This window comes from Cellvibrio sp. BR, assembly GCF_000263355.1.
Taxonomy (GTDB): Bacteria; Pseudomonadota; Gammaproteobacteria; order Pseudomonadales; family Cellvibrionaceae; genus Cellvibrio.
The window spans coordinates 850,220-864,010 of record NZ_JH668200.1 but is presented as its reverse complement, the minus strand read 5'-3'; the positions used below and the strand labels follow the sequence as shown (position 1 = coordinate 864,010).

The window sequence follows — 13,791 nt, the reverse complement described above, 5'->3', positions numbered from 1 at the left end:
CGACAAGACTAAAAAAACCAATTGCGAAACTTGCGTAAGGTCATGATTACAAATCCGGCCCCATGCTGATGTGCCACATCCAGGACTTTTCATCGTCCAGCGCTTTGGCCACATCGATACGAATCGGGCCGATGGGAGAGATCCAGCGCACACCGACACCGGCGCTACGCTTGAAATCAATATTGGTATCGTCAGCGGCGTTACCCTGATCGTAAAACAGCGCCGCCACCCAATTGGAATCCTCCAAGCGGTAGTCGTATTCAATACTGGTCACCAACAGGTTATTGCCACCAATCACTTCCTCGGCGGCGGCCGGGTCCTCCAGCGGGCCGGCAAAATCCTCACCATAGATATTGCGCGTTGGCCCCAGGGATTTATATTCATAGCCGCGCACGCTGGAATCGCCACCGGCAAAAAAGCGCACCGAGGCCGGCAGTTGATCCACATTATCGGTCTCGGTGATGCCCAGCTCGGTGCGCAGCAAAATCCGCCCATAGGCAAAGCCCTTCACGTATTTGGCGCGGCCATAAAACTGCGCAAAACTGAAGTCCGAGCCGATACTTTTGGGGGAGCCGGAAATGCGCCCAAGCGCCGACCACCCGCTCAAGGGGTAGGGCGAACCGTCGGTTTTGGTGCGCAAAACCGACCAGGACGGGATAATCAAATCGCTGCGCTGGGGCAACATACGCCCAATGGTAGATTCCTCCTGAATGTAATCCAGCGCATAGGTCTGCAGCCATTTGTTGTCGTGATAATAGGAATAGCTGCTGCCGTAGGTGTATTTTTCGCTGAGCGAGGTCACCGTCTCCTCTTCCAGATAGCCGGTGTAAAAGCGCAGAAATTCATAGGCCGGGCGACGCATGGGAATGGTGTAGGTGGCTTGCGCGCTTTTTTTGATGTCGGACGCCGCCAGGTCCGCGTTAAAGCGGTGGCCGCGCCGGTTTACATAGCGATCCTCAAAACCGAGCAATACCCGCGGCTCATCGGCTTCAATACCAGCACCCATGGAGTAGGCATGACGCTTGCGCTGCTCCAGGTCGATATTGATAGGCACCTGATGATCCTCCAGCGCCTGCAGGTCGGGCGACACGCTCGCCACTGCAAAATAATTGCTGGCGTTGTACACATTTTTTAACTCCAGCAATTCATCGGTATCGTAATAATCGCCGGGTTTGATGTTGTAGTAGCGCTGCAGAAAATCCTCATCGAGGATCGAGTGCTGCAGGTTGATCTCGCCAATCCGGTAGCGCTTGCCGGTGTCGTACACCAGCGCAATGACCGCACTTTTTTCCGCGACATTGACCGATACCTGCGACTGCTTGAACTCGGCATCAAAATAACCGTGCAGTGATGCGAGCGAACTGAAGCGCGCCTTGAGGGTTTCATAGCGGCCGTGATTGAGGCGATTGCCCAGTTTGATGCCGGGTTTGTCGTAGAGTGATTGGAAAATTGAATCCTGGCTGCCCTCGCCGAGGATTTCAATGCGCAGCTCGGTCACCAGGATCGGGTCGCCCGGCGTGAGCTGCATATTCAAGCCCCAGCAATCTTTATTGCGCACCAGCTTGGCCTCGTACTCCAATTCGTAAAAGCCGAGCGCCTGGGCGGCAGCGGTGATTTCTGCCGCGCTGTCATTGAGCATGGTATTCAGCCGCCACAGCGGCGTGGTGCAGCTCTCCTCGGCCAGGCTCAGGTGCAGGCGCACATTTTCGCGCAGGCCTTTGGTGCCGCCAGTGATATCGATTTCCGGCTCGGCGGCCTGCACCTGCGGGCTGCCCGTCAGCCACAGCGCAGCCACGGACAACACCGCCACCACAGAGCGCATGCGAAATGGAAAAATAAAGCGAGTGACTGGGGGAGAGAACAATCCGGGTATCTTCATGATGTAGACGCAGGCGTTACTGTAACTGCTTGGTTCCTTCACTAAAAGGTTAATCGTGTGACAATCTTGTTCGGGTATTTATCCCCTTGGGCCGCTATAATTCCGCCCCCTTGCCTGTCTCCCTGGATCGCCCCCTATGCTCAGCTACCGCCACGGTTATCACGCCGGCAATTTTGCCGATATTCTCAAACACACCGTGCTGGTACACATGCTGGAGTATATGACGCAAAAAGATAAACCCCTGCGCATTATCGATACCCACGCGGGCGCCGGTGTGTACAAACTGAGCGGCCCACAGGCGCAAAAGAACCGCGAGTTTGATACGGGCATAGGCCCGCTCTGGACTAGCAGTGAAAAACCCGCCGCCCTCGCCCGCCTGCTGGAGCTGGTACACACCCTGAACGAGCGCGGACCACTGCAAATTTACCCCGGCTCACCGCTGATTGCGCAGACCCTGATGCGCCCCATCGACCGCCTTTTCCTGCACGAACTGCACCCCAGCGACTACCAATTCCTGCGCGATGCCATGCGCAGCGACAAGCGCGTCAAAGTGCTGGATGAAGACGGCTTCGCCAGCCTGCAAGCACTGCTGCCGCCACTGGAGCGCCGCGCGCTGGTATTAATCGACCCCTCCTATGAAATCAAAAGTGACTACCACCAGCTGGTGAAACAGGTGATTAACGCCCACAAACGTTTTGCCGTGGGCAGTTTTGCGATTTGGTACCCGGTGGTGAATCGCGCGCGGATTGACGAAATGGAGCTGGCACTGAAAAAATCCGGCATCAAAAATATTCAATTGATGGAATTCGGTATCGCACCCGACAGCCTTGAACACGGCATGACCTCCAGCGGCATGATAGTCATCAACCCGCCCTGGACACTCTGGGGCGCGATGGAGGAAACCCTGCCCTGGTTAGTGGATAACCTGAGTGAACCGGGTCAGGGGTTTTACCGCCTGGAACAACTGGTCGCCGAAAAGTAGTTTCCGCAACAGAGACGTTAACCCGCACGGGAGCAAGAAATCGCTATGAGCACCATGACTCACGCCAAACGCGCCGCCATCGCCAGTGCATTTATCTTTCCTGGCGCTGGCCTGTTTATGCTCGGCCAGCGGCTACGCGGCTGCGTATTCGCGGTGCCCGCCGCGCTGATTATCGGGCTGCTGTTTATCAACCTGTTGCAGGTTGCGCTGCAGCTTTCCAACGAGTTGGATGCCAAAGCCAAACGCGGTGATTTTGGCTTGGACATCCCCTATCTGTGGAATAGCCTGCACGGCGCCGTGTTTGAATCGCCCTATTGGGCCGAGGGCAAATGGCTGCTACTTGCCGCCTGGCTGTTCAGCATTATGAGCTCCTACGCGGTGGGCAAAAAACGCGATCTGGAAGAGCAGCACGCCACCACAACCCCCGACACCCACGAACAACACTAAACCATCCAGCGCTGGAGCAACCATGCAGGCATCCCTTATCGCCATAGGCCTATTGTTTTGCAGCAATATTTTTATGACCTTCGCCTGGTACGCCCACCTCAAGGAGCTGAATAACAAACCCTGGATTATCGCCGCCTTTATCAGCTGGGGCATTGCACTGTTTGAGTACCTGTTGCAGGTGCCGGCCAATCGCATTGGTTACACGGTGATGTCAGTGGGCCAGCTCAAAATCCTGCAGGAAGTGATCACCCTCAGCGTGTTTGTACCCTTTGCGCTCTTCTACCTCAAAGAGCCGCTCAAGCTGGATTACCTCTGGGCTGGCTTATGCCTTTTGGGCGCAGTATTTTTTATGTTTAGGGACAAAATAACAGGATAAAGCCCCTCGCTTTTCCGGCAAATGGCGCGAATATCAACTATAAATAACTAATACGCGAATGCCATTTGCTCCCGGACATAACCACAACAACTCCGCAGCCAGGGCGTCAGCATCAACCGCTTACCCGTAGCAGACCTGCCCCTCATCACAACGGAACCTGTACTCAGTCAGAGCGGAACTTGTCTCAGCCACACTGGCGCAGCGCCGCTGGCAGGTCGCTATCATTATGACCAAGGCCAGATCGTGGATCATCAACCGCCCAACACCAAGGCTGTAAGCGACCCATTACAGCCACTGCCCGCAGCCAAAGGCGCCCAACCCGCCCGCACCGGCGTCGCCTGCGACAGTTTTACCAAAACCAAAACCAAACGCCTGGTGCAAATTCTGCGCGTCACCCAAATCGCCCTGCTGCTGGTAAGCATTATCACCATGACCGCCGCGCGTTATGACGACAGTTTTATCATGATCGCCACCGGCATTTTTTTATTCAGTGTGGACTGGGCGATTTATAAAAAACGCGCGCTGCTGGGTGCGACGATTTTTCTCATCACCCTCACCCTGATGCTCTCTTATCTCGCGTGGATGGGCAGCGGCATTCGCGATACCGCGCTGCTGGGTTACTGCGGGGTAATGGTATTTGCCGCCATGCTCGGCAACAAACGCCTGCTCGTGTGTTTAGTCGCACTAATGGTGGCCGTACTCGCCGCCATCAGCTACGTCAACCACTTCCAACTGCATCAACATGCGATTGCGCCAACCAACCTCGCCACCGGCAGTATTACTATTATTATTTTATGTGTGATTGCAATTGCAGTGGCTCTGCTCGCGCAGGACTACCGCGCGGCACTCAATGAATTAGCGCGCGAAAACGAGCGCATGATCAATATTCAAAATCATATAGAGCGCCTCATCAGCCACGATTCACTCACCGGCCTGCCCAACCGCAATTTGGCGCAGCGCAATTTTCAAAAAATTTATACACAAGCCAAACAACAGCGGCAATTGCTCGGCATTATTTTTATCGATCTGGATAATTTAAAACCCATCAACGATTCACTCGGGCATCAAGCGGGCGATCAGATTTTAAAAGAAGTGGCGCTGCGCCTGCTCAGCTACACCAAAAAAGTCGATTCGGTATGTCGCTATGGCGGCGATGAATTTATTGTATTTTTGCCCAACATTGAATCCGCCGACCAAGCATCACAAGCGAGTTTGGACATACTGCAATTGGTGTCAGAAAATTACCTCTACCGCAATATTGAAATTTTCTGCACCTGCTCCATCGGTATCGCCCTCGCCCCACAAGACGGTGAAGACCTGGATACACTGATTAAAAAAGCCGACATCGCCATGTATCACTCCAAGGATTCCGGGCGCAACAGTTTCCGCTTTTTTAACCCGGCGATTAATCGCAACATGCTCGACCATATCAGTTTAATTTCCGGCATGCGCAAAGCGCTGCAAGAAAAAAATTTCAGTTTGCACTACCAACCCAAAATTGATTTACGCACCAATCGCATTTGCGGCTTTGAAGCACTGCTGCGCTGGCAACACCCCGAACAGGGTTTTATTTCACCCACTATTTTTATCCCGCTCGCGGAATCCTCAGGTTTAATTATTCAATTGGGCGAATGGGTTATTCAAGAAGCCTGTCGCCAAGCCAAACACTGGTACGACAGTGGCCTGCTGCAATTTACCATCGCTATTAATATTTCCTCCATTCAATTCAAACGCGGCAATATCGACAACCTGGTATTAGGCGCACTCGCCACCAGCGGCCTGCCACCGCAATATCTGGAATTGGAATTAACCGAATCACTATTAATTGAAGACAGCGACCGTTTGGCGAGCACACTGGCACACCTGCGCAGCGAAGGTGTTCACCTATCCATCGACGATTTTGGCACCGGCTATTCCAACTTGGGGTATTTGAAAAAATTTGAAGTAGAAGCACTGAAAATTGATCAGTCCTTCGTGCGCAAAATGGATGACCAAAGTAACGACGCCGCCATAGTGCGCGCCATCATCCAAATGGCCAACAGCCTCGGCCTAAAAACCATCGCCGAAGGCGTAGAAGACGCCCCCACCCTCGCCCTGCTGCGCAGCCTGGGCTGCACCCAAGCACAAGGCTATTATTGGGCACGCCCCATGGCCGCCGATGAAGTCCCTATTTTTTGTGAGCTGTGGGACAAAAACCACTCTGCTTAAATTAGCGTCAAGACTCGGAGCGGTAAAGATTTTTACCGCAGGTTTTACATACATGCAGATTTAATACTTTGGAACCAATATTACCGGCCTGCCTAATATAAATTTGCCGTCCACCGCAACGAAAACACTCAACCCCATGGGCATGCACTAACTGCGGGTGCTGATTTTTATAACATTCAAACGTAGCAAGTGCCTTGTATTTTCGTAGCGACGAGAAAATCGCATAACCGATAATGACGGCTACGAAAATAATAAAAAATGGCACCAAAATTAAAAGCGTAGCCGACATAAATAGTCCCTATCTCACAAATAGATTAAACCATCACCTTGGTCATAAACATACTGTAAGGGTCTTCCGGGTAATCACCAAACGGGCCGCAGTATTCAAAGCCGTAGCGCTCGTAAAGTTTACGTGCAGGGATGAAAAAATCCGGTGATCCGGTCTCCAAACTCAAGCGGGTGTAATTGCGTTCGCGCGCCACCGTTAAAATATGCTCCAACATCGCCTTACCCACACCCTGCCCGCGAAACCGGTTCGCCGAGCGCATGGATTTAATCTCTGCATGCTGTGCATCCAACTCTTTCAGGGCACCACACCCCATTAACTGCTCACCATCCCATAAGCTCCAAAAGGTAATTTCTGGCTTACGCAATTTTTCCAAATCCAACGCATATACACATTCTGGCGGCGACGCGGCATACATATCCTGTAAGTGCTCAGTCAATAAATCTGCAATTGCAGGGCTGGTCAGGTCATCAACTTTTATTAACATAATTACATTTCCTTTTTAGTAATAAAAAACTCAATTCCACAACGATACTGCTCCTCACTCCACTCAAAGCGATTGCACATGCTTTTTAACTTATAAGGTGCAAGCTGCTTTTCGATGGTGGCAACCCATAGCGCCGCGCTTTCAATATAGGCGTCTTTTACCAAGCTTTCTGCGACTGCAGACAGCGAGGTTTTATCGCCATCGGCGACAATCAAACCTACGTATAAAAACTTATCGTAAGCGACTTTGCATTCGGCATGAACGGGTAATGAGCGGCCGAGATTTGGCAAGCTGGCGATAATCTGCGCGTAAGAATTTTCACCCTTCGCGCCTGCCAAATAGATTGCCGCCAGAATCCATGCATCGGTAAAGTTAAAGATATACATGGATCTATTCCCCGTTCAGTGAGGGCAATTAGTGCTTGGTTAGATTATTCATCCACTTACGGCTCGCAATGCGTTTGATGACGGGAATAAATTTTAAGCCGTCTTCAAGGAACATGAGTGCGTATAAATAGATAAACGATATTTTAGTGAGAAAGACGGCGGCGATATAAATCGGCAAGCCAAAAACCCACATCACTATAGTGTCTGTAATAAGCGTGAAGCGGTTATCGCCACCGGCGCGTAGTACGCCGATAATACGCATCATGTTGATGACTTTTACCCACACCAGCAAACAGAATACACCGAGGGTATTAAATAATAATTCGGTGGATTTAGCATCCAGCTGATCGAATATGTGCAGCATCAGCGGGCGGGCGAACCAGAGTGCGCTGCAAAAAATAATTAATAAGATGAAGGTGATGCGGTCAAAAAACTGATGCAGCTGCCACGCGGTGTCATTGTTACCCGCACCCAGTTCGCGCCCGATTAATACTGCCGAGGCATTGGCGAGGCCGACAAATAATGCAAAAAAGGCGCTTTCAATGGGCACTATAACGCCCATCACCGCCAGCGCTTCGGTGCCTGCAAAACCCGTTACTAAATGATAGGTGGAATTGCCCACCGCCCAGATGGCGTAGTTGGCAACCAGTGGCAATGAGAAGGCGAGATAGCGATTAATTTGGGTTTTATCCAAACCCATTTTTAATTGCGCAAGATTCAATGCAAAGCCATGTTTTTTTGCGTAAACCCAGCCCACTACAATTAATAATTGCAATGCACGTGCACCCAGTGTTGCCCACGCCGCACCGGCAACACCGAGCGCAGGAAACCCCCAATTGCCACCAATCAGCGCGTAGTTACCGGCAATATTTAATGCGGCGGCAAATACGCCGGCAATTAAGGGCATAGTGGTATTACCCAGCGCGCGCAGCGAGGCTTCGTAAATCACAATCCACTGGGTAAATAATAACGCGGGCGCGGTGATGATGAGGTATTGCGCGGCCAGCTCTACCACTTGCGGGTCAGGGTTGATCCAGCTAACCCAGGTGCGCGAGCCAAAACCAAATACTAAAACAAAAGGCAACATCACCAGGGTGCCCACAATCAAGGTTACGGCAAGGCTGCGCTGACAACTCACAAAATCTTTAGCACCAATGTATTGCGCGACCAGAATACTGCATCCAGTGGCAAGGCCACTCATTAGCACTAACAATAAAAAATGGATTTTTGCCGCAAGCCCCACCGCGGCAATGGCGCTGGAACCTAAATCGCCCACCATAATTACGTCGGCCATTCCCAGCAGCGATTGCAATAACATCTGCGCCGCCACTGGTAGCGACAATAAAATTACACCGCGCCAAAACGCGCGCTTGTCAGTGAGGGAAATTAATTCGGGAGGCGTGTGCACAGCTGGCTCCAGTGCGGATAAGGAACCAGCATTATAGTGGTTATCAACAAAGGCGATTGTTAATAAGTGGTAAGAGCCTAAACAATGGCACTACCCAACGGCGTAGTTACGATGTAGCGTCCGGGTTATTTCCTTGCACACCATTCGCTTGCGAATCAGGCTCTTGCAAACCATTGCTGACCAATCTATCTACCACCACACTGCCCACCATATCGCCCTGCACGTTTACCGCAGTGCGGATGGTGTCGAGCAGGCGATCAATCGGCAATAAAATGGCGATAGCTTCTGCCGGCAAGCCTACCGACTGCAGCACCATTACCATAGTGACCATGCCCGCACTGGGCACACCGGGTGCACCCATAGAGGCGATCATCGCGGTGCAAAATACAATTAACTGCTGCGCGAGGCTTAATTCAATTCCCACCAGGTTTGCGACAAATAAGGCGGCGGCAGCTTCATACAGCGCAGTGCCATCCATATTAATGGTGGCGCCCAGAGGCACTACAAAACCGGCAATATTTTTGCGCACCTGTAAATTAGTTTCCACACAGCGCAGCGTAATCGGCACAGTGGCAGAACTGGAACTGGTGGCAAAGGCGGTAATTAATGCCTCGCGTGCACCACGCCAAAACCAGAGCGGCGATTTTTTGGTAAACAGATACAAAATGAATGGCAGTACCACCATCGCATGAAATAAGGTGGTGGCAAATACCAACACAATAAAACCGCCTACCGTAGTGAGTAATTCAGTATTTTGGGTGGCCACTAATTTAAATAACAGCGCAAAAATTCCCAGTGGGGCCAACCGCATAATCCAGCCCACCATACGCATAATCAAATCCAGAAATTCCTGCATCATATTCAGGATATGCTGGTAGCGCGCACCGCCCATCACCAAGGCTACACCCAAAAATAATGCAAACACCACCACGGGCAAAATATTGCCTTGAGCCAGGGCGGCAAACGGGTTTTGAAATAAACTGCGCAGGAATTGGGCAAAAAAATCGGCGGGAGTTAATTGTTTGGCCTGAAAGTTGTGCATGGCATCAGCAAACATCGCCAAGTGCAAACCAGCGCCGGGCTTAAATATATTACTCGCCACCAGCGCAACCACCATTGCCAGTGCCATGGTGGAAACAAAAAATAGTAGTGTGTATTGCCACACACGTCGTGCCTGATGATGCGCTTGCAAATTAGCAACACCCACGACGATGGAGGTGAAGATCAGCGGAATCATCACCATTTTTAATAAATCGACAAATACATTCCCCACAATACCGCTGCCGTAAAACAGATACTCTTTGGTGAGCGAGTCATCACCCAGCAGGCCGATACTCGCGCCAAGCAGTATGCCCAGCAGTGCGGCGATGAGAATTTGGGTATTTAAACGGGGCATGGTGGAATCCACTGGGAATGTCCACCCATTAAAGCGGAAAACGGCTGATTGCTCAAACGCCTGCAGCCATCAACAGAATTTAACCAATAATTGTTAACGGCCTATCCGGTTTGGCATAGGACAAGCGCGCAATTTTCTGGGTGTGATGATAAGAGTCCAAACCCGACAGAGTCACAGTGCCCGCCGCTTCCAAATCGACAAAACCATCGCTGCCCACAATCTCATCGGGCAGATAGACATCGAGAATATTGCCAATCAATAAAATTGTCCCATTGACTTGCAGGTCGATGCGCTGTGCTAATTGCACCGCCATTTTTACACGACTCTCTTTCACAAAGGGCGCAAAAAATCCGCCCAGCCATTCTTCACTCAAACCCGTCGCCGCAAATTCCGATTGCGCGGCCGGGTAACTGGCCGAAGTCTGGTGTGCCTGCTGGTAAATCGCCTCATGCACATGGTTAAGGGTGTACAGTTCCGTATTCATAATATTGTTGAGTGTGTGGCGATTGCCATTGTCGGGGCGCACAATCAAGCCGCACAGCGCCGGGCTTGCACCCAAGTGAAAAAATGAACTGAACAGCGCGAGGTTAGTTTGACCCTGCAGGCTCTGGGTGCCGAGCATCACCAAACTTTTAAAGCCACCGAGAGAATTAATAAAATGCGCGCGATAGCGCTGTTCCAGCTGCGCCATGTCATCGAGATTGATATGCATACCACCAGATTCCTTTTGAAAAACTCAGGATTTAATCGCCGACATACCGCCATCCATCGCAATGATTTGCCCGGTCATCCAGCGCGCGTGCGGCGATAATAAAAATGCTGCCATCGCTGCTATGTCTTCAGCCTCGCCAACTTGTTGCAGCGGATGACGCTTGGCAGCAGCCTCGAGTTTTTCCGGTGAGTTAATTAATTTTTCGGCGAGTGAGGTTTTGGTGAGTGAGGGCGCGATTGCATTTACCCGAATGGCGGGTGCCCACTCCGCCGCCAGACTTTTTACCAGCCCCTCCACGGCGGCTTTACTCGCCGCAATACTCGCATGGAAAGGCATGCCCAGTGCGACCGCAACGGTGCTGAATAACACCACACTCGCGTGCGGGGATTTTTTTAACAGCGGCGCTACCGCTTGTAATGCACGCACCGCGCCAAGTAAATTAATGTGAAAATCTTGCAGGAAATCCTCTGCCGCAATACGCGCAAAGGGTTTTAAATTAATGGTGCCGGGGCAATAGACCACACCATCTAACACTTCGGGCAAACCACTGATATCCGGCGCTTGTTCGGCGGGGTTATTCACTATCACGCTGGCTCCGGCAACGTCCACCGCATTGCGCGCCCACACAGTGACATTGTGTCCCTGTGCCAACAACTGCATCGCCAGGGCGCGGCCAATTCCGCGGGTGCCACCCACAATTAAATAGTTGCTCACACTCGTCACCTTTTACCTAATCGAATTTCGGGATTATTGGTAACTATACGTGGCGGGTGACAAACTGGATCTACTGTAGTTGGTTCACTCCGCGTCGCTCTTGCCAATCACCCGAAAGCGGCGCTGCAGGCGATAGCCCTGCTGATCCACCAGTACCAATTGGTGTAAGCCCGGCTCCAATGCGATTTCACGCTCGTGAAAAATTTTTGTCTCGCCGATAAATTCATCGTTCAAGTGCCAGTACAAAATCGCTTCGGGATTGCGGTGTACCGCTTTTAATACCGCGCGGCTGCGCTTGCCGTCCAAATCCATCGGGATATAAATGCGGCTTTGCAATTGCGGATAAATTAATTCGATGGGTTGGTCATCATCCAATTGATTGAGATTCGCCAAACAATCGCTGCGCCAGGGTGGCAGCGGTTGGTAATTGCTGTGATGCTGACGCCAATAAAATTCCTGTGCTGGCGGCAATACAAACCAGTTTTTGGATTGCATATTACTTACCGCTTCACATTGGCTATGCACGCGAAATTGCGCGTTTGTATCCAGGTGAATACGCCGATGATTGGCGGTGACTTTGGCAAAATGGCTGTTGCGCGGCACTTCAATATCCACCGCTGTGCATTGCCCGCCCGCGAGATAACCGTCGTCATCGCAGACTGAAATGGTTTTCAAACTGTGCAGCGGTTTGGCAAACCAATTTATTTTGGGCAGCGCATCAAATACATCAAACAATACTGGTGCGGCGCTACTCTGCCCGCTTAAAAATGTCGCCGGTTCACCGCTGGCATTGCCCACCCACACACCCAAGGTGTAGCGGCCATTGCTGCCAATCGCCCAGGCATCGCGCAGGCCATAACTGGTGCCGGTTTTCCAGGCGATAGTTTGGCTGCCGGAAAAATCGCGCCAGTAATTGTCGTAACCGGGGCGCGCCACATCGATCAATGCCTGCAAGGTGAGCCAGGCGGCGCCTTGTTGTATCACCGGCTTAAGCACAGGTTTTATAACCGGTTTAGCAAAATGCCTAGCGGGTAAATTAGTTGCATCCGCGGTTAATAATTTCACCGGTGTTTGCGCTAAATCGCCATCGCGTGCGCTGGCGGCGAGGCGCGCATAAATCCCAGTGAGTTCCCACAGGGTTCCCTCGGCACCACCCAAAATTAACGTGAGCCCGTAATCCTCAGCGGGGCGAAACAAGGTGCTCATGCCCATGGTTTGCAATTGTTTTTGCAAACGCCCGATACCGTAATCGCGCAACATATAAACCGCAGGGATATTCAGCGAATGGGCGAGCGCAAATTGCGCCGGTACCGCACCGCGAAATTGACGGTCGTAATTGCGTGGACTGTAACCACCAAACTGGCTGGGAATATCGGGAATTAAACTGGTGGGCGCCAGCTCGCCGGATTGCAACATCAAACCATAAAGCAGTGGTTTTAAAATGCTGCCGGTGGAACGCGGGCGCTGGATTAAATCCAGATCCGCAGCAAAAGGAGCCGTGTTATTCCAAGGCTGGTTGCCAACATAGGCCAAAGTCTCCATGGTGCTGTGATCCAGCAATAACAGCGCGAGATTGTGCGCACCTTCATTGGCTAAACGCGCACTGTGACGCGCGGCAATTTGATTCAATACTTGCTGTAAACCAGCATCAATAGTGGATTCAAATAGCGCGTGATGAGCATGTTGTTTTTTTAATGTCACCAACAAATGGGCGGCGCTTTGTGGCAAGGGTGCAGGCCGCTCCGGCAGCGGTTCCAATAATGCGAGCTGTAAATCCAACGCCGACAAATAGCCCTGCTGTTGCAAACGGGTTAACAAACGATTGCGTTTGTGCAGTAATTTATCGCGCTGACGACCGGGATGGATTAATGCCGGACTATTGGGCAATACCGCAAGCAATGCCGATTCCGCCCAGGAAAGATTTTCCGGCGCACGCCCAAAGTAGCGCCAGGCCGCTGCCCGTAAACCGACAATATTCCCGCCAAAGGGCGCGTGGCTGGTGTAGTGAATTAATAATTCATCTTTACTGAAGCGCCACTCCAATTGCAGGGCGCGCGTTGCCTCAATTATTTTACTGGACAAGTTGCGCGCAGGCGTTGGCAAGTTGCGCTGTTGATAATCCGCCTGCCGCAATAGCCGCGCCAATTGCATGCTGATTGTGCTGCCGCCACTGGTGACTTTTCCCGCCGCATAATTGCCGCGCAGCGCACGCACCAACGCAACTGGATTTATACCCGGATGCTGATAAAAATAATGGTCTTCAAATAACAACAACGCTTTTTTGTATTTTTGTGGCAGGGTGGTGACAGGGGCAAAACGCCATTGCTGATCCGCCGCGATGCTGGCGCCCAACAAACTGCCGTCGCGCGCCACCAACATAGTCGCATAGGGGGTATGCGCGAGGGATTTAGGCAGGGGAAAATATTGCAGTGTCAGCGCTAAAACAACGACACAGCCAATCACCCAAAATAAAAACCAGCGCGTGCGATGCAACGCCCAACTCCTTTAGT

Annotated in this window: 12 protein-coding genes; 4 read left to right on the top strand and 8 right to left on the bottom strand. The window is 51.6% G+C overall.

All coding sequences use genetic code 11. From position 1 onward, the window contains the following. Nucleotides 1-46: 46 nt before the first annotated feature. Nucleotides 47-1,879: an autotransporter assembly complex family protein gene (locus O59_RS03585; RefSeq protein WP_232283029.1), complete on the bottom strand. Its 1,833-nt coding sequence runs from the start codon at nucleotides 1,877-1,879 to the stop codon at nucleotides 47-49. A 136-nt stretch (nucleotides 1,880-2,015) separates the two neighbouring features. Between O59_RS03585 and O59_RS03580 the strand changes: the two genes are divergently transcribed. The 4 genes from O59_RS03580 (at nucleotide 2,016) to O59_RS03565 (ending at nucleotide 5,892) form a co-directional block, all read left to right on the top strand. After that, nucleotides 2,016-2,861 carry a 23S rRNA (adenine(2030)-N(6))-methyltransferase RlmJ gene (locus O59_RS03580; protein ID WP_007639590.1) on the top strand — a complete coding sequence of 282 codons (846 nt, stop codon included), beginning with the start codon at nucleotides 2,016-2,018 and terminating at the stop codon, nucleotides 2,859-2,861. A 45-nt stretch (nucleotides 2,862-2,906) separates the two neighbouring features. Beyond that, the gene (locus O59_RS03575; protein WP_007639588.1) at nucleotides 2,907-3,308 is read left to right on the top strand and encodes a hypothetical protein; all 402 of its coding nucleotides are present in this window, start codon (nucleotides 2,907-2,909) and stop codon (nucleotides 3,306-3,308) included. Nucleotides 3,309-3,330: 22 nt separating this feature from the next. Beyond that, nucleotides 3,331-3,684 carry a DMT family protein gene (locus O59_RS03570; RefSeq protein ID WP_007639586.1) on the top strand — a complete coding sequence of 118 codons (354 nt, stop codon included), beginning with the start codon at nucleotides 3,331-3,333 and terminating at the stop codon, nucleotides 3,682-3,684. A gap of 243 nt (nucleotides 3,685-3,927) precedes the next feature. Beyond that, the gene (locus tag O59_RS03565; RefSeq protein WP_007639584.1) at nucleotides 3,928-5,892 is read left to right on the top strand and encodes a bifunctional diguanylate cyclase/phosphodiesterase; all 1,965 of its coding nucleotides are present in this window, start codon (nucleotides 3,928-3,930) and stop codon (nucleotides 5,890-5,892) included. Between the two features lie 314 nt (nucleotides 5,893-6,206). On the opposite strand, the gene O59_RS03555 is transcribed toward O59_RS03565, so the two are convergent. The 7 genes from O59_RS03555 to pbpC form a co-directional block, all read right to left on the bottom strand. Continuing rightward, the gene (locus tag O59_RS03555; RefSeq protein ID WP_007639580.1) at nucleotides 6,207-6,665 is read right to left on the bottom strand and encodes a GNAT family N-acetyltransferase; all 459 of its coding nucleotides are present in this window, start codon (nucleotides 6,663-6,665) and stop codon (nucleotides 6,207-6,209) included. A gap of 2 nt (nucleotides 6,666-6,667) precedes the next feature. Beyond that, the gene (locus O59_RS03550) at nucleotides 6,668-7,051 is read right to left on the bottom strand and encodes a hypothetical protein (protein WP_007639579.1); all 384 of its coding nucleotides are present in this window, start codon (nucleotides 7,049-7,051) and stop codon (nucleotides 6,668-6,670) included. Nucleotides 7,052-7,079: 28 nt separating this feature from the next. Beyond that, nucleotides 7,080-8,459, bottom strand: coding sequence for an MATE family efflux transporter (locus tag O59_RS03545; RefSeq protein WP_007639577.1), 1,380 nt, complete (start codon nucleotides 8,457-8,459; stop codon nucleotides 7,080-7,082). A 106-nt stretch (nucleotides 8,460-8,565) separates the two neighbouring features. Then, a complete protein-coding gene (locus O59_RS03540) occupies nucleotides 8,566-9,855 on the bottom strand; it encodes a dicarboxylate/amino acid:cation symporter (RefSeq protein ID WP_040391123.1) in 1,290 nt (429 codons plus the stop codon). Between the two features lie 79 nt (nucleotides 9,856-9,934). Beyond that, a complete protein-coding gene (locus tag O59_RS03535) occupies nucleotides 9,935-10,567 on the bottom strand; it encodes a flavin reductase family protein (RefSeq protein WP_007639571.1) in 633 nt (210 codons plus the stop codon). 24 nt (nucleotides 10,568-10,591) lie between these two features. Continuing rightward, complete coding sequence (locus tag O59_RS03530) at nucleotides 10,592-11,281, bottom strand: SDR family NAD(P)-dependent oxidoreductase (RefSeq protein WP_007639570.1); 690 nt, start codon at nucleotides 11,279-11,281, stop codon at nucleotides 10,592-10,594. 84 nt (nucleotides 11,282-11,365) lie between these two features. Further along, nucleotides 11,366-13,774 carry a penicillin-binding protein 1C gene (gene pbpC, locus O59_RS03525; protein WP_007639569.1) on the bottom strand — a complete coding sequence of 803 codons (2,409 nt, stop codon included), beginning with the start codon at nucleotides 13,772-13,774 and terminating at the stop codon, nucleotides 11,366-11,368. Nucleotides 13,775-13,791: the final 17 nt, after the last annotated feature.